This is a genomic window from Geodermatophilus sp. SMS 5-13, assembly GCF_059428245.1.
In genome coordinates this window covers 2,897,221-2,923,211 of record NZ_CP165729.1, presented here as the reverse complement: position 1 = coordinate 2,923,211, position 25,991 = coordinate 2,897,221, and the positions used below count along the sequence as shown (strand labels likewise).

Sequence of the window (25,991 nt, the reverse complement as noted above, 5' to 3'; positions counted from 1 at the left end):
GGTCACGGCAGCGACGCCGGAGGCCCGCCACCGTTCGAGGAGCGTCGATGTCCGACCACCAGCACCTCATCGGGCTGCTGCTCGGGACCGAGGAGGACTGGCCCACCGCCTTCGAGTCGATCATGCGACGCCTGGGCACCGTGCACGACGGGACCGGCGTCGCGCACCGGTACGACGTCGAGCGGATCACGGTCGAGCCGTTCGACCTGTGCAGCCGGCCTCGCTACGACCTGGTGATCGATCGCCTGGCCTACTGGTACTACCACCCCCGTGAGTGGCTGAAGAAGGCGGCGCTCATGGACGACGTCTACCTGCTGAACAGCCCCTTCACCTTCCAGAGCATGGAGAAGCACGCGGCGTACTGCGCCATGCTGCGGCTGGGGCTGCACGTGCCGGACACCGTGCTGGTGCCGTACAAGAACCCGCCCGAGCACGCCAAGTACGCGTACACGGCGGAGAAGTACAACCAGCCGTTCGACCTGCAGGCGATCGCCGAGCGGATGGGCTATCCGCTGTTCATGAAGCCGTACGACGGGGGCGCGTGGGTCGGCGTCACCCTGATCCGCAACCCCGAGGAGCTGCAGCGGGCGTACGACGCCTCCGGGCAGCGCCTGATGCACCTGCAGAAGGCGGTGGCGGGTTACCAGGTCTTCGCGCGGAGCCTGTCGATCGGCGCCGAGACGATGGTCATGAACTTCGACCCCGGCCAGCCGATGCACGGCCGGTACTCGGTCACGCACGACTTCCTGGACCCGGCCACCGGCGAGGAGACGGTCACCATCGGCAAGCTGGTCAATGCGTTCTTCCGCTGGGAGTTCAACTCCTGCGAGACGCTGATCAGGGACGGCGTCGTGTACCCGATCGACTACGCCAACGCCTGCCCCGACATCGCGCTGACCAGCCTGCACTACTACTTCCCGTGGGCCATCAAGGCGCTCGTCCGGTGGTCGGTGTTCTCCACCGCCACCGGCCGCCGGCCGCGGCTGGACCTGGAGACCCGGCGGTTCTTCGAGATCGCCGATCGCACCGACCTGAGCTACGGGGAGAAGCTGCAGGCCTACCGCAGGCTGGCGAACGAGTACTTCCAGACGGAGGCCTACGCCGACTTCTGCGCCAGCCGGCTCGCGCACCTGGACGAGGTCATGCTCGACTGGGTCCGCGGCCCCGACTTCGACCGGCTGCTCGTCGACACGGTGCGGTCCACGTTCCCCCCGCACGAGCACGACCACTTCATCGCGCACTACCGGGGCCTGCTCGGGATGTGGATGCGCGACGAGGAGAACCGCCTGGTGACGTGAGGGAACGGCCACCCTTCAGGGGCCCGCGCCGAGCGTGCGAGGCGTGGGAAAAAGGGTGGTCCTTCTACCAGTCGGCGACCGGCTCGTTGGCGTGCATGTGCTCGGTGTAGCGGCGCAGCATCTCCCGCAGCGCGTCGCGGCGGTCCAGCGGCTGCCGCTGCTCGTCGATGTGGTGGAACGTCTCGGCCTGCCACTCCGCGCCGTTGCGGTAGGCGGTGCAGCGGCGCTCGATGGCACCGAGCAGCCGGTCGCTGACCGCGGTGTCCACGTCCCGCTCGGCCAGGCCCTGCTGCGCCATCGGCAGCAGCCGCCGCAGCACGAGCTCGGTGACCGGCACGGTGCCCAGGCCCGGCCAGTACAGCTGGGCGTGGATGCCGTGCCGGGCGCCCTGCGTGAAGTTGTCCTCCGCGGTCGCGAACGACATCTGCGACCACACCGGCCGGTCCTGGGCGGCCAGGGTGCGCAGCAGGCCGTAGTAGAAGGCGCCGTTGGCGAACACGTCCACGATGCTCGGCCCGGCGGGCAGCACCCGGTTCTCGATCCGCAGGTGCGGCTTGCCGTCGTGGATGTCGTACACCGGGCGGTTCCAGCGGTAGATGGTTCCGTTGTGCATCCGGAGCTCGGCCAGCCGGGGGACCTCGCCGCGGTCGAGCGCGGCCACGGGGTCCTCCTCGTCGCAGACCGGCAGCAGGGCGGGGAAGTAGCGGACGTTCTCCTCGAAGTGGTCGAACACCGAGGTGATGAACCGCTCGCCGAACCAGACCCGGGGCCGGACGCCCTGTTCCTTCAGCTCCTGGGGCCGGGTGTCGGTGGCCTGCTCGAACAGCGGGATCCGGGTCTCCCGCCACAGCTCCTTGCCGAAGAGGAACGGTGAGTTCGCCCCCAGCGCCACCTGGACACCGGCGATGCACTGTGCCGCGTTCCAGTGCGCCGCGTAGTCCTGCGGGCTCACCTGCAGGTGGAACTGCGTGCTGGTGCACGCCGCCTCCGGGGCGATCGTGTCGGCGTGCACGTCCAGCCGTTCGGGGCCGTCGATCGCGATGTGCAGGTCCTCGCCGCGGGCGGCGAAGATCTGCTCGTTGATCAGGGCGTAGCGCGGGTGGGTGGTGATCGCCGCCCCGGTGACGTGCTCCGGCGCGAGGGTCGGCAGCGTGCCGATCATGACGATGTGCGCCCCGATCGCACGGGCGCGCTCCTCGGCCTGGTTGAGGCTGTCCCGCAGCTCCACCTCGAGGTCCGCGGCGGCGGTGCCGGCCAGCGAGGTCGGGCGGACGTTCATCTCGATGTTGAACTGGCCCATCTCGGCCTGGAAGACCTCGTCGGCGATCGCGGCGAGGACCTCCTCGTTGCGCATCGCCGGGTCCTGGTGGGCGTCGACCAGGTTGAACTCGATCTCCGTGCCGGTCAGCGGCCGCTCGAAGTCGAACTTGGACTCGTTGAGCATCCGGCCGAACACGTCCAGGCAGCGCCGCAGCTTCTCCCGGTAGCGCAGGCGGTCCCCGCGGGAGAACGTCCGGGCCTCGACCTCTTCGCCCACGCCGGTCGCCTCCCGTCGCTGTCACCCGTGCGGTCAGGTTGGCACGGAACCGGCCGGTCGGCAGCCCGGTCGCGCTGCCACGATGCGGCGTCCATGTCAGGGTGGACGACGTGAAGGTGACCGACAGCTGGTACTCCGAGCGCCTGGAGCAGCCGATCGGTCTGGCCCGGTGGGGCCACTACGGCACGCCGGTCCTGGTCTTCCCGACGGCGGGCGGGGACGCCGAGGAGATCGAGCGCAACGGGCTCGTGGACGCCTGCGGGCCGCTCATCGAGAGCGGCCGGGTCAAGCTCTACTCCTGCGACAGCGTGGCCGGCCAGGCGATGGTGGCCGAGGCCGGTTCGCTCGAGTACCGGATGTGGCTGTTCAACCAGTACCACCAGTGCGTCCGGCACGAGGTCGTGCCGGCGATCCGGACCGACCTGGGCGGCGCCGAGACGCCGATCGTCGCGACCGGCGCCTCCATCGGGGCGTTCAACGCGGTCGCGGTGCTCTGCCGGTTCCCGGACGTGTTCCGCGCCGCCGTGGGCATGAGCGGCACCTACCGGATCGAGCGCTTCCTCGACGGTCAGGTCTCGCAGGACCTGTTCTTCGCCTCGCCCCTGCACTTCCTCCCGGGGCTGGACGGCGAGCAGCTCGACGAGCTGCGCAGCCGGTTCGCCATTCTCGCCTCCGGCCAGGGCGCCCACGAGGACCTCGGCGAGTCGTGGGCCGCGGCCGACGTGCTCGGCCGCCGGGGCGTGCCCAACCGGGTGGACGCGTGGGGCGAGGAGTGGCCGCACGAGTGGCCGACCTGGCGGCGGATGCTGCCGCAGTACCTCGACGAGCTCTGCCCGTCGTAGCGCCGGGGCCGCCGACGCCCGATCTGGGTCCTCACGGACGAACGCTGATGATCGTCTTCCCGGTGCGTCGCTCGGTCGGGTTGAGGGCGGCGACGGCATCGCCGAGGGGCGCGACGTCGCCGATGTTCGTCCGCAGTCGTCCGTCCCGCACCCGTTGCACGACCTGACCCAGTTGGGCACGGTCGGACTCGACGACGAAATCGACCGCCAGGCCGTCGGCGGGCCGCGCCTCGGTCGGTCCGACGACGGACACCAGCGTTCCCCCGGGTCGAACCAGACGCGCGGATCGCTGCTGGATGTCGCCGCCGATGACGTCGAAGACCAGGTCGACTCCGTGGACGTCGTCCAGCGCGTCGTCGTCGAGCTCGACGAACTCGTGCGCGCCGAAGTCGAGCGCCTTCTGACGGTCGGCAGCCCGTCCGGTGCCGAGGACGTACGCACCGAACTCACGCGCGAGCTGCGTTCCCATCGAGCCGACCGCGCCGGCCGCGCCGTGCACGAGCACGCTCTGCCCCGCGTGCAGGCGGCCGTGCTCGAACAATCCCTGCCACGCGGTCAGCCCCGAGATCGGCAGGCTCGCGCCCTCCGGAAAGTCGACGTCGCCCGGCAGCGGCGCGAGGTTGCGTGCCTCGACGGCCACGTACTCCGCCAGGGCGCCGTCGCGATACCAGTCCGTGAGGCCGAACACCCGCTGTCCGACCGACAGCCCCGTCGTGCCGTAACCGAGCGCGGTGACCACTCCGGCCAGCTCGTGTCCCGGGATCGACGGTGTTCGGTCACGGTCGCGGCGATCGGTCCAGGTCGAGGGCCAGGCCAACTCGGTCGGCACGAATCCCGACGCGTGAACCTCGACGACGACGTCGTTGATCGCTGCCCGCGGCTCGGGCCGCTCCACCAGCGTCATCCCGGCCGTCCCCGCGGCCTGGTCCGTCACGACGATCGCCTGCATCGGAGATCAGGACGCGTACAGCTGGAAGTCGGCGGCGAACGCCTCGGTCATCTCGATCACCCGCTGCAGCTCGGGGTGCCGGACGACGACCATGCCGTCGCCGGTGACCGTCGAGCGCCAGTCGCGGCGCGGCGCCCCGACCGGCAACAGGTCCAGCAGCGCGACGTGCTCGCCGTACCGTCCCAGCAGCGCGTCGAGGCCCTCGGCGTGGGTGATCCGGCCCTCGCCGCGGGCGCGCTTGAAGATCGCCCCCGCGTTGTACCTGCGCTCCAGCGGCTGCATGGACCCGTGGACGACGGCCTGCGCCCAGCCGGCGTAGGTGTCGCCGTCCGTGGCGTAGTTCATGACGTCGACCACGCGGGCGCCGGGCGGGCGCGCCCCGATCTCGCCGAACACGGCCTCGCCGTCGGACTTGAGATACCACTCCATGTGCGTGAAGCCGGAGCGGAAGCCCAGCGCGGCGAGCACCGCCTCGCCCATCCGCCGTCCGCCGGCCAACCGGGGCACGGACAGGTCGCGCAGCGAGATCGACACCGGGCTGACCCACTCGTGCATGCGCATCTGCAGCGGCCGCGGCCGGTACCAGAGGACGTGCTCGAACAGGATCCGGCCGCCGGCGCAGATGGTGTCGAAGGTGAACTCCTCGCCGTCGACGAACTCCTCGACGCTGACCTCGGGCACGTGTCGCAGCATCGGCAGGACGTCGGTGAGCTCCCGGTCGGAGTCGACGCGGTAGGTGTCGGCCGAGCCGGCGCCGGCGATCGGCTTGACGATGAGCGGGTAACCGACCTTCTCGGCGGCCGCCCAGACCTCGGCGACGGCGCGCGCGCTCACGTGCCACGGCGTGCGGATCCCCGCGGCGTCGAGCACCCGCTTCATCGTCTCCTTGTCCCGGAACGGCACGGTCTGCTCGACGGAGAGGCCGGGCAGCCCGAAGGTCTCCCGGATCCGGGCGGCCAGGAGCATGTACGGCTCCCAGAGGCACTCCACCTGGTCGAGGGAGGCGTGCCGGGACAGCCCGCGCAACGCGTCGAGCACCGCCCCCTCGTCGGCGAGGTTGACCTGCTCGTAGTGGGCGAGCGAGGAGCGGGCGGCCTCGGGCAGCGCGTGCGGCGGCTGGTCGCCGACGCCGATGACGCGGGCGCCCACTCCGGCGAGCGCCCGGGTGAAGTACGCCATCTCGGCCGGGTAGCCGGGGGAGAGCATGACGACGTTCATCGGGTCTCCCGTCAGGCCTCGGCCAGTTCCACGCGGACGCCGTCGACGATCCGGTGCAGCGCGTCCTCCACCACCGCGGTGTCCGGGTCGCGCACGATCGCGTATCCCTCGCCCAGGTAGTCGGTCGCGGCGGGCTGCCCCGGCTGCGGCAGCCGCGCCTCCACGACCAGGTGCCCGATCTGCTGCTGGACGGCGTCGAGACCGTGCACCGCGCGCACCCGTCCGTGCCCCATGCCGCGCAGGTAGGCCGTTCCGGCCGCGAACCGGCGCTCGGGCACGTCGAACCGGCCGAGGATCACCAGCTCCGCCCACGCGCGGTAGAGGTCGAAGTCGTGCGCGTAGCCGTGCATCGAGGTCAGCTGTGCCCCCGGCGGCCGGGCGGCCACCTCGGAGACGGCGACCGAGCCGTCGGGCCGGGCGAACCACTCCATGTGGGTGAGCGCGTCGGTGACGCCGAGCGCCTTGAGCGCCGCCGGCCCCCACCGGTGGATGCCCTCGTACCGCGGGCCGGTGATGTCGCGGGGCACGACGACCGTCCACTGGATCCACGGGTTGCGCAGGACCTCCAGCGGCGGCGGCCGGTAGTCCGCGATCGACGACCACACGGTCGCCCCGCCGAGGGTGACGCTGTCGAAGGTGTGCTCCTCGCCGGTGAGGAACTCCTCGAGCAGCGCGGGCTCGGAGTCGCCGAGCGGGACGGCGGCGAGCCAGCTGCGGAGCATGTCGCCGCCGTCCAGCCGGAACGTCGCCTGCGCACCCGCACCCGCCGGTGGCTTGGCGACCAGCGGGAAGCCGACCTCGTCGGCGAAGGCCATGGCCTGCCCAGCGCTGTGGACGAGCGCGTGCCGGGCGCACGGGATCCCGGCGGCCTGCAGCGTCTCCTTCATCTGGGACTTGTCGCGCACGTTGATCGCGGTGCGCACGTCCATGCCCTCGATGCCGAGCCCCTCGCGGACCTGCGCGAGCGGCACCTGCAGCTGCTCCAGGGCACCGACCAGCCGCTCCACCCGGCCCAGCTGTCCCGACAGGCCGGACACCGCCCCGGCCAGCTGGCGCGGGTCGAGCGCGTCGTCGACCCGCCAGTGGGCGTCCAGCCGCTCGCGCAGGTCCGGGGGGATCCGGTCCACGGGCTCGCAGGTGACCAGGCCGATCCGGACCTCCGGCAGTTCCGCGGCGACCCGGACGAACCGCGCGGTGGCCTCGAGCAGGTACGGCGCGACGAAGGCGGCGACGACCATGGGCGGACGCTACGCCCGGCGCCGCGACCTGGCAGTTCAGCGGGGGAGACGCCGCGCTCATAGGCTCCCGGCATGAATGTGGTCTTCGTCGATCCGGCCTTCCCGTCGACGCAACGCCACTTCGTGCGCGCCCTGGCCGAGGTGGGGGCGTCGGTCCACGGCGTCGGCGACCGCCCGGGGGAGTGGCTGGACGACGAGCTGCGGTCGTGGATGGTGCACTACCACCAGGTACCGGACGTCACCGACGTCGGCGTGATGACCGACGCCGTCCGGTGGATCCAGGACACGGTCTGGGTCGACCGGCTCGAGGCGACGATCGAGTCGCACACCCTGGCCGCCGCGCAGGTGCGGGAGAACTGCACCATCCCCGGGACGTCGGTGCGGACGGCGTGGCTGTGCCGGGACAAGCCGTCGATGAAGCAGGTGCTGCGCGACGCCGGCGTGCCGACGGCCGCGTCGACCGCGGCGTCCACCGCCGAGGAGGTGCGGTCCTTCGCGCGGACGGTGGGCTACCCGCTGATCCTCAAGCCACGCTCCGGTGCCGGCGCGCTGGACACCACGCGGGTCGACGACGACAGCGGGCTCGACGCGGCCCTGGGCCTGTTCGGTGCGCAGAACGTGGACTCGATCGCCGTCGAGGAGTTCGTCGAGGGCCACGAGGGCTTCTACGACACCCTCTCGGTCGACGGCGTCCCGGCGCTGGACTTCGTGTCCCACTACTTCCCGAACGTGCTCGAGGCGATGCGCACCCGCTGGATCTCGCCGCAGTTCGTGGCCACCAACCGGATCGACTCGGTGGCCGACTACCAGGAGCTGCGCGACCTCGGGCGGCAGGTCAACGAGGCGCTGGGGATCGGTACCAGCGCGACGCACATGGAGTGGTTCTTCGGGCCGAAGGGGCTGAAGTTCAGCGAGATCGGCTGCCGTCCCCCCGGCGTCGGCGCCTGGGACCTCTACTCGGCCGGCAACGACCTCGACATCTACCGGCAGTGGGCCGACTCGATCGTCCACGGGCAGGTCTGGGGGCAGCCGTCCCGGCAGTACTCGGCCGGCATCGTGGCGCTGCGGCCCGAACAGGACGGCACCATCTCCGGCTACTCGGGCGTCGACGAGATCCAGGGCCGGCACGGGCAGTGGGTGCTCGACGCGCACCTGCCACCGCCCGGGACGCCGACCCAGCCCGAGACCGCCGGCTACATGGCCAACGCGTACGTCCGCATGCGGCACCCCGACTTCGACACGCTGCGCGGGATGCTCGACGACGTCGGCCGCACCGTGCACGTCCACGCCGGCTGAAGCCCGTGACCCCTTCGATCACGCTGCTCGGGCCGCAGCGGCGGCCGACCCTGGACCGGGTCCTGTCGTCCCTGGGCGTCGGCGGGCCGGTGGCCGTCGTCAACGCCGGCTGGCAGGAGCGGGAGGCGGACGACGCCGAGATCATGGCCCTGGCCGGCGGGCAGGCGGTGAACCTGCGGTTGTTCGCCCGCTGGATGGACGTGCTGCGGGCCGACCCCGAGTACGCCGCGGCCGAGCGCGAGCACCGGCTCGTGCTCGACGAGCTGCAGCAGCTCTACCTGATCCGGCTGGACCACGCGCTGCAGGCGGTGTCCGCGGTGGCCGGCCGGCCGGGCGGGCACGCGAACACCCTGGCCATGGCGATGGAGGACGCGCTCGCGGCGGTGCGGCTGCTCGACGCGACACACCTGGCCCGCGTGCAGGAGCTGCACGCCGCCTTCTACGAGACGTGGCGGCTGGAGGGGCGGGGCGCGATCGCCGGGCACCGCGAGGAGGTCCGCGGGCTGCTGGCAACCGCGGAGTGCCTCGTCGTCGCGGGCGGGCACGTCGGCGACCTGCTCCGCGTCCTGCACCTGTTCCACCTCGCGCCGCACCTGCCCCCGCGGCTGGTCGCGTGGTCGGCCGGGGCGATGGCGCTCACGCCGCGGGTGGTGCTCTTCCACGACCGGGCGGCCCAGGGCGCCGCGCTGACCGAGGTCTTCGACGCGGGGCTCGGCGTCGTCCCCGGGCTGGTCCTGCTGCCGCACGCACGGCGGCGGCTGCGGACCGACGACCACGCCCGGATGTCGGTGCTCGCCCGCCGGTTCGCGCCGGCGTCCTGCCTGGTCCTGGACGACGGCGTCCGGGTCGACCTCGGCCCCGGCGGCGCCCTGCCGCCGGATGCACGGCTGGTCGGGGACGACGGACGGATCACCGAGGGGACGGCGGCATGACGGCGGCCCGGACCGGGAGCGGGCGGCTGGCGATCAACCGGCTCAAGTCGGCCAAGCCCCTCGACGCCGAGGCCGTCGACCGGTTCCTCGGCCGGCACGAGGTCCCGGTCGTCGAGGGGGACCGGTGCACCTTCCTGTGGCGCGGCGAGGCGGACGAGGCGTGGGTCTGCCAGCGGATCGTCGGGCTGCCCGACCGCATCCCGCTGCGCCGCCTGCACGGCACCGACCTGTGGCAGCTGGTGCTCGAGCTGCCGGAGGGCTCGCGGGTCGAGTACCAGATCGAGATCCGGCGCGGCGAGCACTACGAGCGCTTCAACGACCCGCTCAACGAGAAGCGGTCGCACAGCCCGATGGGCTCGTCGTCGGTCTGCTTCGCCGCCGGTTACGAGACGCCGGACTGGGTGCTCCCGGACCCCGAGGCACGCCCCGGCGAGCTCAAGGAGCTCGTGCTGCGCAGCCGCGCGCTGGGCCGCGACGCGCACGTCACGGTCTACCTGCCGGCCCGGTTCCGGCCGACGGCCTCGTACCCGCTGCTGGTCGTGCACGACGGCGGGGACTTCCTGCAGTACGCCTCGATGAAGACCGTCCTGGACAACCTGATCCACCGGCTCGACGTCGCGGAGACCGTGGTCGCCTTCACCCACCCCGGCGACCGCCTGGCCGAGTACGCGAACTCCGCGGCGCACGCCCGCTTCCTCACCCGCGAGCTGCTGCCGGAACTGGAGTCCTCGCTCCCGCTCGTCGGGCAGCGTGCGGGGCGGTGCCTGCTCGGCTCCTCGTTCGGCGGGGTCGCCGCGCTGTCGGCCGCGTACCGCTCGCCCGACACGTACGGGTCGCTGGTGCTGATGTCGGGGTCGTTCGTGTTCACCGACATCGGCTCCGACCACGGCGGCGGCCCCGTCTTCGACCCGGTCGTGAAGTTCGTCAACCGCTTCCGGGCGAAGCCCCGGTGCGTGGCCGACCGGATCTACCAGTCCTGCGGCGTCTACGAGCAGCTGATCGTGCCGAACCGCTCGATGGTGCACGTGTTCGAGAACGCGGGCATGACCGTCCGCTACACCGAGGCCCGGGACGGCCACTCGTGGGAGAACTGGCGGGATCAGCTGCGTGACGCGCTGTCCTGGGTGTACCCGGGCCCGCAGAAGCTCTACTACGAATGAACGGCGCGGGGAGTCCGGTGGGGCCTGGATGAGCAGCTTCCGGGGACGTCGCCGCGGAGTAGCGTCCGGCCTGCTCTGCCCGTACACACTGCGGGAGGCATGGCCATGGGTGCAGCACCCCAGCTGGGAGGCCTGGGGGTGGGCGAGCGTTCGTTCGTCGTCCGGCTCCGGGACCTCGACGCGAGGGCCTTGCCCACAGCAGGGGGCAAGGCCGCCAACCTCGGTGAACTGATCCGGGCAGGCCTGCCCGTCCCCGACGGCTTCTGCGTGACCACGGATGCCTACGCCGACATGGCCGCTGCGGCCGGTCTGGCCGAGATCATCGACCAGTTCGCGGGAACGACCCCCGCCGACGAGTCGCGGGGCATCGAGCTGGCCCGTCGGGCGCGCGACCGGATTCTGGCCGCCGCCGTGCCCCCGGACGTGGCCGAGGTCGTCGCGGCCGCCTACCAGGATCTCGGCGGGAACACACCGGTGGCGGTCCGGTCCTCGGCGACCGCCGAGGACCTGCCGTTCGCCAGCTTCGCCGGGCAGCAGGACACCTACCTCGGCATCGTCGGTGCGGACGCCGTCCTGGACGCGGTGCATCGTTGCTGGGCCTCGCTGTGGACCGACCGGGCGGTCGTGTACCGGATGCGCAATCGCGTCGATCAGGCCGGGACCCGGCTCGCCGTCGTGGTGCAGCGGATGGTCGACGCGGCGGTGGCCGGCGTGCTCTTCACGGCCGACCCGGTCACCGGACACCGCGCGCACGCGGTCATCGATGCCAGTCCGGGTCTGGGCGAAGCCGTGGTCAGCGGCGCGGTCAACCCCGACCACTTCGTGGTCGACAGCCGCAGCGGCGTCGTGCTCGAACGCACGCCCGGGGACAAGCGCCTGGCGATCCGGGCGCGCGCCGGCGGTGGCACGGAAGCCGTTCCGCTGCCGGGATCGACGGCGCCGTGCGTCAGCGACGACCAACTGCACGAGCTGGTGGGCCTCGGGGCCCGCGTCCAGGAGCACTACGGGCAGCCGCAGGACGTCGAGTGGGCCATCGACGGGGAGGGCATGCTCTGGCTCACCCAGGCCCGCCCGATCACGACGCTGTTCCCGCTTCCGGACGACGCTTCCGCCGCCGGGCGCCGGGCGGACGAGAACCTGCGGGTCTACTTCTGCTTCAGCCTCGCCCAGGGACTGACCCGCCCGCTGACGCCGATGGGGCTGTCCGCGATCCGCGTGCTGGCGTCGTCCGTGGCCCGCCTCTACGGCCACCCGCCGGCGGATCCCGTCAGCGGTCCACCGGGCGTGCGCGACGCCGCTGGGCGGCTGTTCCTCGACATCACGCCGATCATGCGCAGCGTCCCCGGACGGGCGATCTTCCCCCGCGTGCTCGACGTCATGGAGGCGCGCTCGGCCGCTGTGCTGCGCGGTCTGTTCGACGATCCGCGGCTGTCGGTCGTGCAGCCCTCGTGGGGACCCGTGGTGCGGCGGCTCGCCCTGCTGGCGGCGCGCTTCGCCGTCCCCCTGCAGGTGCTCCAGGCCGTGCTGAGCCCGGCGAGCGCGCGTCGTCGGGCCTCCCGCGTCGGCGCGCGGCTGAGGGCGCGCGAGATCCCTGGCGACGCGGTACCCGCCCGGGAGCGGCTCGACTTCGTCCTCGGCGTGCTCAGCGACGCCGTGCCGCAGGTCATGCCGCGGGTGGTGCCGCCGGCCGCCACCGGGTTCGCCATGCTCGGCCTGGCCCTCCGGCTGCTCGGGTCCGATGCCCGGCCGGGAGACCTGGCGACGGTTCTGCGGGGTCTGCCCCACAACGGAACGACCGAGATGGACCTCGGCCTGTGGCACCTGGCCACCTCGGTCCGAGCCGACGAGGAGGCCGCGGAGGCGGTGCGCCGCGAATCGGCGGCGGCTCTGGCCGATCGCTACCGGACCGGAAGGCTGCCCGGGGAGCTGCAGCGCGCACTGCGCGGATTCCTCGACCGGTACGGCTTCCGCGCCGTGGCGGAGATCGACGTCGGCCTGCCCCGCTGGGCCGAGGACCCGACCCACGTCCTCGGCGTGCTCGGCAACTATCTCCGGCTGGACGACCCCGACCGAGCCCCGGACGCGGTGTTCGCCCGCGGGGCCGCGGAGGCCGAGGCCATGGTGTCGGCGCTGACGGACCGGGCCCGCGCACGGGGCCGGCTGCGGGGCAGGGCCGTCAGCCTTGCCCTGGACCGCACCCGGCAGCTCGCGGGTCTGCGCGAGCTGCCCAAGCACGACCTGGTGCTCGTCCTCGCCCAGGCCCGCGCCGAGCTGCTCCGGATCGGCGCGGACCTGACCGCGGCCGGCGCGCTCGCGCGGCCGGACGACATCTTCTTCCTCGACCTGCACGAGGTCGCCGGTGCTGTCGGAGGGCGCGACGTGCGCGGATCGGTCGTCGGCCGGCGCGACCGGTACGACCGCGAGACGGGCCGACGGCACGTCCCCCGCGTGTTGCTGAGCGACGGCACCGAGCCGGAGGCCGCAGCGGCGCAGCCGCCCGCGGCGGACGGTGCGCTCGCGGGCGTCCCGGCCTCAGCCGGGACGGCGACCGGTCCCGCGCGGGTCGTGCTCGAGCCGGTGGGGGCTCAGCTCGCGCCCGGCGAGATCCTCGTCGCCCCCTCCACTGATCCCGGGTGGACGCCGCTCTTCCTGACCGCGGGCGGCCTGGTCATGGAGATGGGCGGGGCCAATTCCCACGGGGCGGTGGTCGCCCGCGAGTACGGCATCCCGGCGGTGGTCGGCGTCCCGGCCGCCACGAGCAGCATCGTCACGGGCCAGGAGATCACCGTCGACGGGACGCACGGCCTGGTCTCGGTTTCGCCGCCCGGCTGATCGCTCGGCGACCGCTGTCATCGCATCGTCGGAACGGTCAGCCCGTCACGTCCGCGATCGCGCGGTCGAGGATGTCCAGGCCGAGATCCAGCTCGGCGTCGGTCACCGTCAGAGGCGGCGCGATGCGGAAGACGCCGCCCATCGCCGGCAGCTGCACGATGTTCATCGAGAGGCCGAGCTCGAAGCAGCGCCGGCTGACCGCGGCGCCGGTCTCCGGGGCGGGCTTGCGCGAGGATCGGTCGGCGACGATCTCGACGCCGAGGAGCAGTCCGCGGCCGCGGACGTCTCCGATGCACTCGTGGCGCTCCTGCAGCTCCACCAGCCCGCGCCGCAGCCGGTCGCCCGCCACGGCGGCGCGGTCGGCCAGCCGCTCGCGGGCGACGACCTCGAGCACGGCCAGTCCGACCGCGGCGGGAAGCGGATCGGAGACGTGAGTCGTGTAGAAGAGGAACCCGCGCTCGTGCGCCCGCTCCTCGATCTCGGCCGTGGTCAGGACGGCCGCCAGCGGCAGGCCGGCGCCGAGCGTCTTGGACAGCGTCAGCACGTCCGGTGTCATCCCGTCGCGCTCGTGGGCGAACATCCGCCCCGTGCGGCCGATGCCGGTCTGCGCCTCGTCGAGCACCAGCAGCATCCCGCGTTCGCGGCACCGCTCCAGGAGCGCCGGCAGGTAGCCCTCGGGCAGGTCGATCAGGCCCCCGGAGGACAGGATCGGCTCGGCGATGAAGGCCGCCAGCGCACCGGCGGTCTGCCGGTCGACGAGGTCGAAACCGTCATCGAGCTCCCGCTGCCACTCCAGCCCGCCGTCCGCCGTGGTGAACCGCGGGCGGTAGGCGTTGGGGGCGGGGATCGCCATCGAGCCGACCGCGGGCGGCCCGTAGCCGCGCCGTCCCGCCGAGTACGTCGCAGAGACGGCGGCGCCGGTCATGCCGTGCCAGGACTGGCTGAACCCGACGACCTCCCAGCCTCCGGTGACCAGGCGCGCCATCCGCAGGGCGGCCTCGTTGGCCTCGGCCCCCGTCGTCAGCAGCAGGACACGGTCCAGGCCCGGGACCAGCGACCCCAGGGCTTCGCCGAGGTCTATGACCGGCCGGGAGAGCATCCCGGAGAACAGGTGGTCCAGCCGCCCCACCATGGTGGACACCACGTCGACGATCACCGGATGGGCGTGCCCGAGGATCGCGCTCATCTGCCCACTGGTGAAGTCCAGGACGGCCCGGCCGGAGGCGTCGTACACGAACGCCCCACGCGCACGGTCGGCGACGAAGGGCAGGAACTCGCCCGATCCGCTGTACCGGACCAGATGACGAGCCGCTCGCGCGAGGTCTGCCTGATCGGCGGCGGAGGGAAGGCTCACCGGCTCACGCTAGTGCGGGCGGGCGCGGCGGTCGCCCCTCGACGACGCTCCGACGTGTACCGGATGCCGAAACGCGTGGGCCCGTTCGTGACGACGCACCGGGGGCAGAAGTCTCGTCAACCCTCCCGATGCGGAGGGTTCAGATCCCCCGGAGGCCAGTGCAGAATCGCGACATTGCACGGTGGCTCGAATCACAGCGAGGAGCCGCAGGCGTATGGCGCACATCGGATGATCGGCGAAGACCTCTCGCGGACAGTGCTTCCTGCGGCGCCACCGCGGAAAGGTGCCGTCGTCCCTCCGACGCACCGGACGACTCGCCTACCGATCGGATCAGCGTTCCGACCGGTCAGCGATCGGTGGCTGCCCTGGTCTCGCGGAGGGCCGGAAGCTGACGCCGCTGCTCCGGGTCGAGGGCGCCACGTTCGAGCCGTTGGGACGATTGGGAGGAGAGGTCCATGACCAGCGGAATCCATGAGCAGCGGGATGCATCCTCGAAGTCGGTCAGCGACTTCGACGCGGTGGTTGTCGGCGCAGGCTTCTCAGGGCTGTACATGCTGCACCGGCTGCGGGACGCGCTGGGCCTCTCGACGCGGGTTTACGAGGCGGCTGACGACGTCGGCGGAACCTGGTACTGGAACCGTTACCCGGGGGCTCGGTGCGACTCTGAGAGCTATTTCTACAGCTTCTCCGATCGACTGTCGGAGGACCTGCTCCAGGAGTGGACCTGGACCGAGCGCTTCGCCGCTCAGCCGGAGATCCTCAGCTATCTGCGGCATGTCGCCGACCGATTCGACCTGCGTAGGGACATCCAATTCAGTACCCGGGTCGTCGGTGCCGAATACGACGACACGACCGGCCGCTGGAGGATCCGCACGGAGGACGGCGGCCAGGTCACTGCGACCTTCCTGATCACCGCGGTCGGCTGCCTGTCAACGACCAATCTTCCCGACTTCCCCGGCCGGGACAGCTTCCGCGGCGAGTGGTACCACACCGGCGCCTGGCCACACGAGGGCGTGGACGTCGCGGGCAAACGGGTCGCCGTCATCGGTACTGGGGCGACGGCGGTGCAGGCCATCCCGGAGATCGCCGAGCAGGCGGCGCATGTCTACGTCTTTCAGCGCACCGCCAACTACGACATCGCCGGCGGGAACCGGCCGATGGACGCCGAGGACGGGCGCATGATCAAGGCCACTTACCGGGAGATCTGGCAGACGACGCGGGAGACGGGATTCGGCTTCCCCTACCACGTCGCGAACCGCACCGCCATGTCGGTCTCGGACGAGGAGCGGCAGCAGATCTTCACCGAGGCCTGGGAGCGCGGCGGGTTCCGGCTCGGCACCACGTTCAACGACCTGCTCTTCGACGAAGACGCGAACGAGACGGCCGCGGAGTTCCTCCGCGCCCGGATCCGCGAGCGTGTGGACGACCCGGAGATCGCCGAGTTGCTCACGCCACGGGACCACCCGTTCTTCACCAAGCGCCCGCCACTGGAGAATGGCTATTACGAGACGTTCAATCGCAAGAACGTGACGCTCGTGAACGTGCGGAAGGCGCCGATCGAGGAGATCACGTCTACTGGCGTGCGCACCGCGGAGGCCGAGTACGACGTGGACACCATCGTCTACGCCACCGGCTTCGACGCGATGACCGGAACCCTGTTCAAGCTCGGCATCCGCGGGCGGCATGGGTTGGGGCTGCAGGAGAAGTGGGTGCACGGGCCACGCACCTACCTCGGCGTCGCCACCCACGGGTTCCCGAACCTGTTCATGATCACCGGGCCGCAGAGCCCGTCGGTCCTGAGCAACATGCCGGTGTCCATCGAGCAGCACGTGGACTGGATCACCGACTGTCTGCGCCACATGCGGGACAAGGGTTTCGACACGATCGAGCCGCTGCCCGCGGCAGAGGACGACTGGGTCGAGCACCACAACGAGGTTGCCCAGATGACTCTGCTGCTCAGAGCGAACTCCTGGTGGGTCGGCGCCAACATCCCGGGCAAGCCGCGAAACCTGTATCCATACGTGGGCGGGGTGGGCACCTACCGGCAGGTCTGCGACGCGGTCGCCGCCCACGACTACGACGGGTTCATGATCGGCTCGGGCGGCGCGGCCGAGGCCGGCGAGTTCGCCCGGGTAGCGCGCGCGACGTTCCGCGACGTCGTCTCGGCGGCGGCGTCGTGACCGGCTGACTGGGTCACGAGGCGGCGCGCGGGGGTAGCTCGGGGGCATCCGAGGCGCGGGGGAGGGGGCGCGTGGCCCCGGCTCTCGCGTCACCGGGACGTCTGCGTGGACCGTCGATCCGGCAGGAGCTCGGAAGGCCGCGTGCGCGCTCGCCTCGGCCCTGCGCGACTCGTGTCGAAGCGGGGCCGTTCTCCGGCCAGCGCCCGGCCGATGTACTCCATTGCCGCGACCTGCGAGGGCCGCCCGTCCGGCTGCACCGGTGGGCTGATCTCCGCCGGGCCCATCCGCGGCAGCTCCGCCCGGCTCATGCCGAACATCTCCTCGGCGGCGGCGTTGACCGTTTCGAACTCCCCGGCGTCTACGTCGAGGATCACGATCGCGTCCGGGGTGCACTCCACCAGCGCCCGGTAGCGGGCCAACTGGGCGCGCAGGTCCTCCGCCGGGGGCTCGGGCCGGACCTGACCCGCCGCCGGCCTCGACCGCTCCGGCCCCGTCACCGCTAGCCGCGACCTTCGTTCTCGGCGCGGTCGGCGGGTGCCGTAGTGCTGCCGTCATCCCCGCCCTCGGGCGCTGAGCCCGGCGCCTCGTTCCCGGCCCCCGGGTGCCTGGCCTCGGCTCGCGGGAAGGTGCTCTCCAGCCCGGCCAGCTGCAGCAGCCGGTTCACCGGACTGGACGCGGCGCGCAGCACCGGGCGCCGGCCGGCCGCGGCGGCGGCCTCCGCGCAGCGCACCATCACGGCGAGCCCGGCGGAGCCGAGGAACGACACCTCGCCGGCGTCGATCACGTCGACCACCACGGCCAGGCCGCCCTGCCGGCTCTCGTACTCGGCCACGGCCGCGGAGTCCACGTCACCGGACAGGCACAGCACGCGCCGGCCGCCGGCCTCGTGCTCGATGGTGATCGCCCCGGGAAAGGGGCGCAGGCGCCCCGGATGCGGGCTCATGTCCGCCTCCCTGTTCGCCGGCCGGTCTCGGCGGCAGAGCCACTCCACCTGGCCGCGGGCTCAGTCTCCGGGCTCCGGCCCGGGGCGCCCTGGGAGAGGACCGCCGCCCGGGCGGCATGAATGCGTGCCTGGCCCGTCGCGCGCCGTGGGAGTTCGGTGTCCGCGTCACGGCCGGGGCCTGGAGGGTTGGCCCCGAGGCGCTGCATCGTCGCGGGATCGACACGGCCCTCGATCGCGGCCACCACCTCGAACAGGTCGAGGGAGCCGGCCCACAGGTCGCAGCCGTGAAGCTGCCGCCAGGTCACGTCTTCGTCGGGAGGAAAGGCGGCCCGTGGGTCGGCCGACCGGCCGACCGGTGCGACTGCGGAGCAGGTCATGACGTCCTCGATCCCTGGTGTGGATCGGCATGGACTGCGGGTCCGACCTCGCGACAGCCCGCCAGCGGGCGTCCGCGGCGTGACGCGAGCACGCCGAGACGAGAGGAGAGGAAACGGGCCGATTGCCAGCGGACGCCTGTTTCACCGCCGCGCCAGTCGCCACGCTCGCGCCCAACCGCCGAGGGGGCATGACCGGCGCCGTCGAAGATCACGCTACTCCTGCCGGAGCCCGCCGAACCGCTCCCGCGTGCACAATCTCGCGCGGGCGGAATGCGGCGGACACCGTGCTCCAGTTCCCGAACCAACGCCACACTGATGCTCGAGGTCATGCGCCAGCTCGAGAAGGCCGTGCAGGTGGCGAAGGACTACGTCGCCACGCACCCCGACACGCTGCTGATCGTCACCGGTGATCACGAGTGCGGTGGGCTGACCGTCGAGGGCGTCGACGAGCAGGACGAGTCCGGCGACGGCTCCACGATCTCCAGCGAGGACGGTCCCTTCACCGTCGCCGGCAGCGACAAGGAGTTCTTCCTCGACTGGACGACGAGCGGACACACCGGCGCTCCGACCCCGGTGACCGCCGAGGGCCCGGGTAGCGAGGAGTTGGCGGGTTACTACCCGAACACGCACCTCCACGAGGTGATGCACAAGGTCTTGCTGGGCTGAGTCGACAGCACGACCCGACGGGGCCGTCCCGCACTGCGCGGCGGCCCCGTCACGGTCGGACGAGACCTACCAGCCCTGGCCGGGCTGGCCGGGGGCGTAACTGCCGAAGCTCCATTCGACGCCCTCGGGATCGAGCAGCCGTGCCCGACGAGAGCCCCACTCGGTGTCCTCCGGAGGGAACACCGGCGTCCCGCCGGCCCGGATCCCGCGCTCGTACCGGTCCTCGACGGCCGCGGCATCGTCGAGCACGACGTACAGGCCACTACCGGTGGATCGGCCGATCAGCGGTGACCGCTGGTAGTCGGCGTCGTGACTCGCGACCATGAGGACGACGTCGTCGCAGCGCAACTCCGAGTGCGTGACCGTGCCGTCCTCGGCATCGGCCCGCCGCACGACCTCGAACCCGAGCGCCTGCAGCCACACCAGGGCCGCCGGGGCATCGCGGTAGCTGAGATAGGGGACCAGCTGCGCTCCCATGGCACACAACCTAGTTGGGTCCGCCTTACGCCGGAAGAGCTGCACCCGAGCCATGCAATGGTGCTGCGAGTACACGAGCCGGAGCAGGCCGGTGCGAGGTGCGAGCGTGCCGGGTTACTCGATCTCGGGTCAGTTCCTCGCTGGTGGGGCGGGGGAGAAGAAGTCGATGAGCAGCCGGGTGACCCGCTCGGCCTCGTCGTGGTGCACCCAGTGCGAGGCGCCCTCCAGGCGCTCGACCCGATCCAGGTTGGGGACGTCGTCGTGCTCGGGCTCGGCGAGGTCGGGGTTGAGGTAGCGGTCGGCTTCTCCCCAGATGACCAGGGTGGGTGCCTGGATCGGGCGGAGCGCGGCTTCGGCCACCTTGGGCGAGGTCCGTACCGAGGACCGGTAGTAGTTGATCATCCCGGTGGCGGCGCCTGGCTGGGACCAGGCGGCGATGTAGCGGTCCGTCTGCTCGGGTGTGAGGGCTGGGCGCGCGTCGCGGAGGAAGTGGCGGAAGAAGTGCCAGTCGTTGGCGTGCACGACGGCTTCGGGCAGGTCGGGGAGGTCGAAGAAGAAGAAGTACCAGGACCGGCGGAGCTGACCGGGGTGGTGCAGTCCCTGCGACAGCTTCCGCGGGTGGGCCGCGTTGAGGATGGCGAGCCGGTCGACGACCTCGGGGTGGTTCATCGCGAGGGTCCAGGCGAGGGTGCCACCCCAGTCGTGACCGACCAGCATCGCGGTCTCGGCGCCGCGTTCGCGGATGAGACCGCCGATGTCGTCGGCCAGCAGGCCGGTGTCGTAGGCCGCGACCTCTTGCGGCCGTGACGACAGGTTGTAGCCGCGCGTGTCGGGTGCCACCACGCGGAACCCGGCCGCCGCGAGGGGTGCGATCTGGGCGCGCCAGCCGAACCAGAACTCCGGGAAGCCGTGCAGCAGGACGACCAGCGGCCCCTCGCCGGCCTCGACGTAGTGCAGCCGCTGGTCGCCGATGTCGGCGTAGCCCTCGCGGAGGTCGCTGGGCAGGCCGTCACCGAAGCTGACCGCGGGGACGGCCGTGTCGGTGGACCCGGTTCGTGGGGTCGGCACCGTGGAGATGGAGTCGGTGCTTTCGGGCGCGCTGGGCGACGAGGACATGGGGGGCCTCCTGTTAGGCCTGGAATTTGCTTGACGGGAACACACCGACGGGATGTCTCGGGGTCGTGTGCAGCCCAGATCTGCCGCCCGGGTCGGGCGTCCGGGTGGATGGCCAGGTGGGCGGGCCGGGACAACCGGCGCGCAGGTAGGAGTAGCGCGGCAGGCTCATCGGGTCGGCGCGGAGGAAGTCGCAGACCGGGGGCAGGGCGGGGAACACCCTCACGAGTGGCCCGGGCACGGTCATGGCTTCCGGGACGGACGACAGACTGACCCCGGTGCCCGTGAGCGTGGAGGGACCAACGACCCTGGATCCGGCATGTCGGAACGCGATGTGAAGAGATCGAGCCGCAGGTCAGTCCCGCGGCGCGGCTCCTCGGGCTGAGCGACCGTGCCGGCGGCGAGCGGGTGATGGGCTGTGCCACGGAGGAGCGGTCCTGGCGGGAAGAACGCGACCACGGCCGTGGCGCCCACGGCGACTCAGGAGGAGCCCCGCGATCGTCGGATGCTCGCCGCCGTGCCGGGCGTTGCGGCTCCGCCGGCGGGGGCTCGCCGTCGGCGATGTACTCGTAGCGGTGCCCGTAGGTCTCGATCACCACCTGGACAACGGCGACGACCGGGATGGCGACCAGCGCGCCGAGCGGGCCGAACAGCGCGGCGCCGGTGATGACGGAGCCGAACGCGACTGCGGGGTGGACCGGGGGGACGGCTGACGGCCGTCCCCCGGCCGGCGTCCGCTGCCGGGATGCCGTCGTCGTGTGGAGGCAGGTGGGGCTGGAAACGGCTGTGCCATCGACACGGCCCGGCGCCATCTCCGCTGTCGACGGCGAAGGGTGATGCACGCCGTATCCGCTGAACGACGGGTGACAACACCTGCCGGCGGAAAGTGCGCGCGCGTGCATGTCGTTGAACCCCGGGACCAGCCACGTCCCACTCGCGTCGACCACACGCGAGCCGGTCGTCGTCCTCGTGAGGGTGCTCAGCGGGCGAGGCGGGGGAACAGGCGGTGGGCGTTGCGCGTGGCGAGCGCGCGCCAGCTCTCGCCGTCCGGCTGTGGCGCCCCGTCGATCGAGGCCAGCTGCGCCTGGGTGGCCGGTGCCGGGGTCCAGCAGTAGTCGCTGCCGTAGAGGAGGCGCTCCGTGCCGAACGCGGCGGCCAGGGCGGGCACCTGACGGGGGAACGGGGTCCCGGCGATGTCGAACCACAGCCGGGCAAGCTGCTGGGGGACCGGGTCCCCGCCGTCGGACGGCAGGATCTGCCGGAACAGCTCCATCCGCTCGGCGACCAGCGGCAGCACGCCCGCCCCGTGGGTGAAGATCCACGGGATACGGGGGTAGCGCGCCAGCACACCGGCGAACACGAGGTCGCTGACGGCGCGTGCGCTGTCGAACAGGAACTCCAGCATCGGCCGGGGACGGCCCAGGGAGATGGCCTCGGCGTGTGGCGGCGAGGTCGGGTGCACGAAGACCGGCGTGCGCCGGCGGTCGAGCTCGGCGAACAACGGCTCGAAGCGCGGGTCGCCGAGGTAGACGCCGCCGGTGTTGGTCTCGACGGTGACGCCGTCGCAACCCAGCTCGTCCATCGCGCGCTCCAGCTCGGTCAGCGCGCCGTCGATGTCCGGAAGCGGCAGGGAGGCGAAGTGGCCGAAGCGGTCCGGATGGGCCCGGCGGATCTCCGCGCCGGCGTCGTTGACGTGGTGGCTGAGGTCTCGCGCGGCGGCGTCATCGCCGAAATGGACGCCGGGGGAGGAGACGGACAGCAGCGCGGTCGCGATACCCCATTGGTCCATGAGCTCGACGTGCCGGGCGGCGTCCCAGGCAGGCCAGCCCGGCATGCCGTCGGGGTGCTCGTGGCCGGCCGCGAGGGCGGCGTCGACGTAGCGGGGAGTGAGGAAGTGGGCGTGGACGTCGACGAGCGGCACGGGCGTCGGGCCTGTCACTGAGGATTTCTCCTGAATCGTCCGGCTACCCGACGGGGGCCAGGGTGTCGGTGTCGTCGCCGGTGACCTCGGCGGTGGTCGTGGTGTTGTGCTCGTGGATGAGTGCGACGGCGCGGACCTCGTCCCGGTCGGCGATCGCGTCGACCAGCGCCGCATGCAGGTCGTAGCGGCTCTGGATGTACTCGGGCAGCGGCTGCTCGGCGACCGGCTGCACGGAGAGGGTGTGCGACTCGATGATCTCCAGCAGGCTGAGGTAGAACGACCGCAGGACCACGTTCGGGCTGATCTCGGCGATCCGCGCGTGCAGCGCCCAGTTCGCGTGGATGAACTCCGTGCCGTCCAGGTCGGCGGCGGCCGCGCGCATGCGCGCCACCTCGCGCCGCATCGCGGTCAGGTCCTTGCGGCTCGCGTGGCGCAGCGCGTCCTCGACGAGCAGCGGATCCAGCGCATTGCGGATGCGCACGGCGTCGGCGACCGACGCGGCGTCCTCGTCCAGGGCGAGGACCGAGTTGCCCAGCCGGACCATGGGGGATTGCCGGCTGGCGAACAGGCCTCCCCCTGGTCCGGGACGCACCGTGACGACGCCGCGTGACTGCACCAGGCGCAGCGCCTCGTTGAACGTGCCGACCGAGACCCCGCAGCGGGCGCGCAGCTCGTCCTTGGTGCCCAACCGCTCGCCGGGCTCCAGCGCGGCGGCGAGGGACGCGATCAGCTCGGCCGCCTGCTCGGGACGCGTCGCACCCGGCGTGGCAGGACCTCGGCGCGGCTCCCAGTCGGCCCGGCGCAGGGCGGGTGCGTCGTGAACCATCGGCGTTCCCCTCTCCGTCGTCCCGACCGCTCCGGTGGGGTCATCAAAATCCATCATGCTGAATTCTGCCAGACCCCTTGACACGTGACCACGGTCACCCCAACCTTGGCCTCACGAATTCACCATGCTGGATTACCGGCTGGACCAGGAGGCGTCATGCGGGACCAGGACTTCCGGGACCTGATGGCCGGGGTGTGCGCGCCGGTCACCGTCGTCACCACCGCCGACGACGAGGGCCCGCACGGAGCCACCGTCAGCTCGTTCGCCTCGCTGTCGCTGCACCCGCCGCTGGTCACCGTCGCCCTCGACCGGCGCTCGTCACTGCTGGCCCGCATCCAGGGCGCCCGCCGCTTCGGCGTCAACATCCTCGGCTCGGCGGACGACGAGCTGGCGCTGCTGTTCGCCCGCCGGGGCGAGGACCGCTTCGCGGAGACGTCATGGTCGCCGTCCCGCGGGCTGCCGCGGCTGGAGGGGGCGGCCGGCTGGGCGGTCTGCGACCTGTGGCAGGTCGTCGACGGCGGTGACCACCTGCTCCTCGTCGGGCTGGTCACCCACGCCGAGTCCAGCCAGCGCTCGCCGCTCGTCTACGGCCACCGCACCTTCGGCACCCATTCGCGCTTCGCCGAACGACCCCGCAAGCCCATCGTCGACACCATCGCCGCCTGCGCCGGCTGACCCCGACGCCCTCACCCGCCCCCCACCACCCGAGAGGGAGACCCGATGACCGCCGTCCAGAACATGCCCGCCACCGCCACCGACGCGGCGCCCAGCGCCGCCGAGCTCGTCGCACGGGCCCGGGAGCTGCACCCGCTCCTGAAGAAGAACGCCGCCCAGGGCGAGCAGGACCGCCGGGTCGTCGAGGAGAGCATCCAGGCCCTCACGGACGCCGGGCTGTTCAAGACCGCCACACCCAAGCGGTACGGCGGCTACGAGACCTCGATGCGCACGATGCTCGACGTCTCCGCCGCGGTGGCCGAGGCCGACGGCGGCACGTCCTGGGTGCTCACCCTGACCAACGTCTGCAACTGGATGGTCGGGCTCTTCCCGCAGCAGGCCCAGGACGACATCTTCGGCGCCGACCCCGACGCCAAGGTGTCCGGCGTCCTGGCGCCGACCGCCACCACGCAGAAGGTGGACGGCGGCTGGCGGGTGACCGGCAAGTGGTACTACAACTCCGGCTCCTGGCACGCCACCTGGGCCGCCCTCGGCATCCCGATCACCGACGAGAGCGGCGAGGTCGTCAACCAGGGACTGGCGCTGATCCCGTGCCCGGACATGGACCTCGAGGACACCTGGTTCGTGGCCGGCATGAAGTCCTCGGGCAGCAACTGCCTGGTCGCCGAGGACGTCTTCGTCCCCGAGCACCGCGTGCTGCTCGTCCCGCCGGCGATCGGCGGCGAGTACCCCACCGAGCACGGCGACACCGAGGCCTTCTACCGGTCGGCGCTGGTGCCGATCCTCGCGCTGGTCCTGGTCGGACCGCAGCTGGGCATGGGCCGGGCCGCCCTGGAGTACGTGACCAGCAAGGCCGCCAAGAAGCCGATCTCCTACACCTTCTACACCGCGCAGACGGAGTCCGTCGGCTTCCAGCTGCAGATCGCCGAGGCCGCCCGGTTGATCGACACCGCCCACCTGCACGCCTACCGGGCCGCCGCCGACATCGACGAGGCCGCCGCCCGCGGCGACTACCCCGACTTCCTCACCCGCGCCCGGGTCCGCTCGGACACCGGGTACGTCGCCGAGTGCATCACCAAGGCCATCGACATCCTGCTGTTCGCCCACGGCGCCGGGTCGTTCGCCGACGTCAACCCGCTGCAGCGGATCTGGCGCGACTCGGCCACCGCCGCCCGGCACGCCGTCGTCTCCCCGCAGGTCAGCTACGAGGTCTACGGCAAGGCCCTGCTCGGGGTCGAGGACAGCATCACCCCGCTGGTCTGAACAGCCCCGACATCTCGAGGAGTTCCTCTCGTGCGCATCGCCAATCTCTCCGGCCGTCTCGTCCTGGTCACCCCCGACGGCGCCGGCGCGCTCGACGTCGAGCGGGCCAGCCACGGCCGGTTCGGCCCCGACGTCCAAGCCGCCTACGACCGGTGGACGGAGTTCACCGGCTGGGCCGCCGGCGCCGACCTGTCGGCCGCCGAGCCGTTCGCCGTCGAGGACCTCGGCGCGCCGGCACCGGCGCCCCGCCAGGTCCTGGCCATCGGGCTGAACTACTCCGAGCACGCCGCCGAGGCCGGCTTCCAGGTCCCCGACGCCCCGACGGTCATGTTCACCAAGTGGGCCTCCTGCCTCACCGGCCCGGTCACCACCGTCGAGCTGCCCGCCGGCGGCCACACCGACTGGGAGGTGGAGCTCGTCGCGGTGATCGGTGAGCGCGCCTGGCGGATCGACGAGGACCGGGCGTGGGACCACGTCGCCGGGTTGACCGTCGGCCAGGACCTCTCCGAGCGGATCACCCAGAGCGCCGGCCCGTCGCCGCAGTTCAGCCTCGGCAAGTCCTTGCCCGGCTTCGGCCCGACCGGCCCGTGGCTGGTCACGCGCGACGAGCTCGCCGACCCCGACGACCTCGAGCTGGGCTGCGCCATCGACGGCGAGACGGTGCAGAAGGGTCGCACCCGCGACCTGATCTTCTCCGTGCCGGCCATGGTCGCCAAGCTGTCCCACAAGCTGCCGCTGCTGCCCGGCGACGTGCTGTTCACCGGCACCCCCTCCGGTGTCGGCGCCGGTCGCAAGCCCCCGCGGTTCCTCCAGCCCGGCGAGGAACTCGTCTCCTACGTCACCGGCATCGGCGAGCTCCGCCAGCGCTTCGTCGCTGCCCCTCCCGCCTGATCA

22 protein-coding genes are annotated in these 25,991 nt (G+C 72.1%); 11 read left to right on the top strand and 11 right to left on the bottom strand.

Annotated elements, in window-relative coordinates; genetic code table 11:
• Nucleotides 1-47: 47 nt before the first annotated feature.
• Nucleotides 48-1,298, top strand: coding sequence for a hypothetical protein (locus tag AB3388_RS14200; protein WP_495411413.1), 1,251 nt, complete (start codon nt 48-50; stop codon nt 1,296-1,298).
• Nucleotides 1,299-1,362: 64 nt separating this feature from the next.
• Here AB3388_RS14200 and AB3388_RS14195 read toward each other — a convergent pair whose 3' ends face one another.
• Nucleotides 1,363-2,835: a glutamate-cysteine ligase family protein gene (locus tag AB3388_RS14195; protein WP_495411412.1), complete on the bottom strand. Its 1,473-nt coding sequence runs from the start codon at nt 2,833-2,835 to the stop codon at nt 1,363-1,365.
• A 110-nt stretch (nt 2,836-2,945) separates the two neighbouring features.
• Here AB3388_RS14195 and AB3388_RS14190 point away from each other — a divergent pair, with 110 nt between their 5' ends.
• Entirely contained in the window at nt 2,946-3,677 is a 732-nt protein-coding gene (locus tag AB3388_RS14190) for an esterase family protein (protein WP_495411411.1), read from the top strand.
• A gap of 31 nt (nt 3,678-3,708) precedes the next feature.
• On the opposite strand, the gene AB3388_RS14185 is transcribed toward AB3388_RS14190, so the two are convergent.
• Genes AB3388_RS14185 through AB3388_RS14175 form a run of 3 tightly spaced genes read right to left on the bottom strand, consistent with a single transcriptional unit; the run spans nt 3,709 to nt 7,082 of the window.
• Nucleotides 3,709-4,626, bottom strand: a complete 918-nt coding sequence (locus tag AB3388_RS14185) for an NADP-dependent oxidoreductase (protein WP_495411410.1) — start codon at nt 4,624-4,626, stop codon at nt 3,709-3,711.
• A 6-nt stretch (nt 4,627-4,632) separates the two neighbouring features.
• Complete coding sequence (locus AB3388_RS14180; protein WP_495411409.1) at nt 4,633-5,844, bottom strand: ATP-grasp domain-containing protein; 1,212 nt, start codon at nt 5,842-5,844, stop codon at nt 4,633-4,635.
• 11 nt (nt 5,845-5,855) lie between these two features.
• Nucleotides 5,856-7,082, bottom strand: coding sequence for a hypothetical protein (locus AB3388_RS14175; RefSeq protein ID WP_495411408.1), 1,227 nt, complete (start codon nt 7,080-7,082; stop codon nt 5,856-5,858).
• Nucleotides 7,083-7,154: 72 nt separating this feature from the next.
• Between AB3388_RS14175 and AB3388_RS14170 the strand changes: the two genes are divergently transcribed.
• From AB3388_RS14170 to AB3388_RS14155, 4 genes are all read left to right on the top strand, one after another.
• On the top strand, nt 7,155-8,378 hold the full coding sequence (locus AB3388_RS14170; protein WP_495411407.1) for an ATP-grasp domain-containing protein: 1,224 nt from the start codon (nt 7,155-7,157) through the stop codon (nt 8,376-8,378).
• Nucleotides 8,379-8,383: 5 nt separating this feature from the next.
• A complete protein-coding gene (locus tag AB3388_RS14165) occupies nt 8,384-9,310 on the top strand; it encodes a type 1 glutamine amidotransferase family protein (protein WP_495411406.1) in 927 nt (308 codons plus the stop codon).
• Nucleotides 9,307-10,470, top strand: coding sequence for an alpha/beta hydrolase-fold protein (locus tag AB3388_RS14160; RefSeq protein WP_495411405.1), 1,164 nt, complete (start codon nt 9,307-9,309; stop codon nt 10,468-10,470). Before AB3388_RS14165 ends, AB3388_RS14160 begins: the two co-directional genes overlap by 4 nt.
• 105 nt (nt 10,471-10,575) lie before the next feature.
• Entirely contained in the window at nt 10,576-13,302 is a 2,727-nt protein-coding gene (locus tag AB3388_RS14155; RefSeq protein WP_495411404.1) for a PEP/pyruvate-binding domain-containing protein, read from the top strand.
• A 37-nt stretch (nt 13,303-13,339) separates the two neighbouring features.
• Here AB3388_RS14155 and AB3388_RS14150 read toward each other — a convergent pair whose 3' ends face one another.
• The gene (locus AB3388_RS14150) at nt 13,340-14,656 is read right to left on the bottom strand and encodes an aspartate aminotransferase family protein (protein ID WP_495411403.1); all 1,317 of its coding nucleotides are present in this window, start codon (nt 14,654-14,656) and stop codon (nt 13,340-13,342) included.
• A 455-nt stretch (nt 14,657-15,111) separates the two neighbouring features.
• On the opposite strand from AB3388_RS14150, the gene AB3388_RS14145 reads away from it, so the two are divergent.
• Entirely contained in the window at nt 15,112-16,836 is a 1,725-nt protein-coding gene (locus AB3388_RS14145) for a flavin-containing monooxygenase (protein WP_495411402.1), read from the top strand.
• An 89-nt stretch (nt 16,837-16,925) separates the two neighbouring features.
• Here AB3388_RS14145 and AB3388_RS14140 read toward each other — a convergent pair whose 3' ends face one another.
• Together AB3388_RS14140 and AB3388_RS14135 are read right to left on the bottom strand one after the other, a co-directional pair.
• Complete coding sequence (locus tag AB3388_RS14140) at nt 16,926-17,333, bottom strand: PAS domain-containing protein (RefSeq protein WP_495411401.1); 408 nt, start codon at nt 17,331-17,333, stop codon at nt 16,926-16,928.
• 2 nt (nt 17,334-17,335) lie between these two features.
• Nucleotides 17,336-17,779 (bottom strand): STAS domain-containing protein, encoded by a 444-nt coding sequence (locus AB3388_RS14135; RefSeq protein ID WP_495411400.1) that lies wholly within the window; start codon nt 17,777-17,779, stop codon nt 17,336-17,338.
• Nucleotides 17,780-18,483: 704 nt separating this feature from the next.
• Between AB3388_RS14135 and AB3388_RS14130 the strand changes: the two genes are divergently transcribed.
• The gene (locus AB3388_RS14130) at nt 18,484-18,822 is read left to right on the top strand and encodes a hypothetical protein (protein ID WP_495411399.1); all 339 of its coding nucleotides are present in this window, start codon (nt 18,484-18,486) and stop codon (nt 18,820-18,822) included.
• A 66-nt stretch (nt 18,823-18,888) separates the two neighbouring features.
• Here AB3388_RS14130 and AB3388_RS14125 read toward each other — a convergent pair whose 3' ends face one another.
• The 4 genes from AB3388_RS14125 to AB3388_RS14110 form a co-directional block, all read right to left on the bottom strand.
• Entirely contained in the window at nt 18,889-19,299 is a 411-nt protein-coding gene (locus tag AB3388_RS14125; RefSeq protein ID WP_495411398.1) for a VOC family protein, read from the bottom strand.
• Nucleotides 19,300-19,428: 129 nt separating this feature from the next.
• Nucleotides 19,429-20,415 (bottom strand): alpha/beta fold hydrolase, encoded by a 987-nt coding sequence (locus AB3388_RS14120; protein WP_495411397.1) that lies wholly within the window; start codon nt 20,413-20,415, stop codon nt 19,429-19,431.
• Nucleotides 20,416-21,391: 976 nt separating this feature from the next.
• Entirely contained in the window at nt 21,392-22,351 is a 960-nt protein-coding gene (locus AB3388_RS14115) for an amidohydrolase family protein (RefSeq protein ID WP_495411396.1), read from the bottom strand.
• 25 nt (nt 22,352-22,376) lie between these two features.
• On the bottom strand, nt 22,377-23,159 hold the full coding sequence (locus tag AB3388_RS14110) for a FadR/GntR family transcriptional regulator (protein WP_495411395.1): 783 nt from the start codon (nt 23,157-23,159) through the stop codon (nt 22,377-22,379).
• Nucleotides 23,160-23,315: 156 nt separating this feature from the next.
• Between AB3388_RS14110 and AB3388_RS14105 the strand changes: the two genes are divergently transcribed.
• Genes AB3388_RS14105 through AB3388_RS14095 form a run of 3 tightly spaced genes read left to right on the top strand, consistent with a single transcriptional unit; the run spans nt 23,316 to nt 25,988 of the window.
• Complete coding sequence (locus AB3388_RS14105) at nt 23,316-23,834, top strand: flavin reductase family protein (protein WP_495411394.1); 519 nt, start codon at nt 23,316-23,318, stop codon at nt 23,832-23,834.
• A gap of 45 nt (nt 23,835-23,879) precedes the next feature.
• Nucleotides 23,880-25,097 carry an acyl-CoA dehydrogenase family protein gene (locus tag AB3388_RS14100; protein ID WP_495411393.1) on the top strand — a complete coding sequence of 406 codons (1,218 nt, stop codon included), beginning with the start codon at nt 23,880-23,882 and terminating at the stop codon, nt 25,095-25,097.
• 30 nt (nt 25,098-25,127) lie between these two features.
• Nucleotides 25,128-25,988 carry a fumarylacetoacetate hydrolase family protein gene (locus AB3388_RS14095; RefSeq protein ID WP_495411392.1) on the top strand — a complete coding sequence of 287 codons (861 nt, stop codon included), beginning with the start codon at nt 25,128-25,130 and terminating at the stop codon, nt 25,986-25,988.
• Nucleotides 25,989-25,991: the final 3 nt, after the last annotated feature.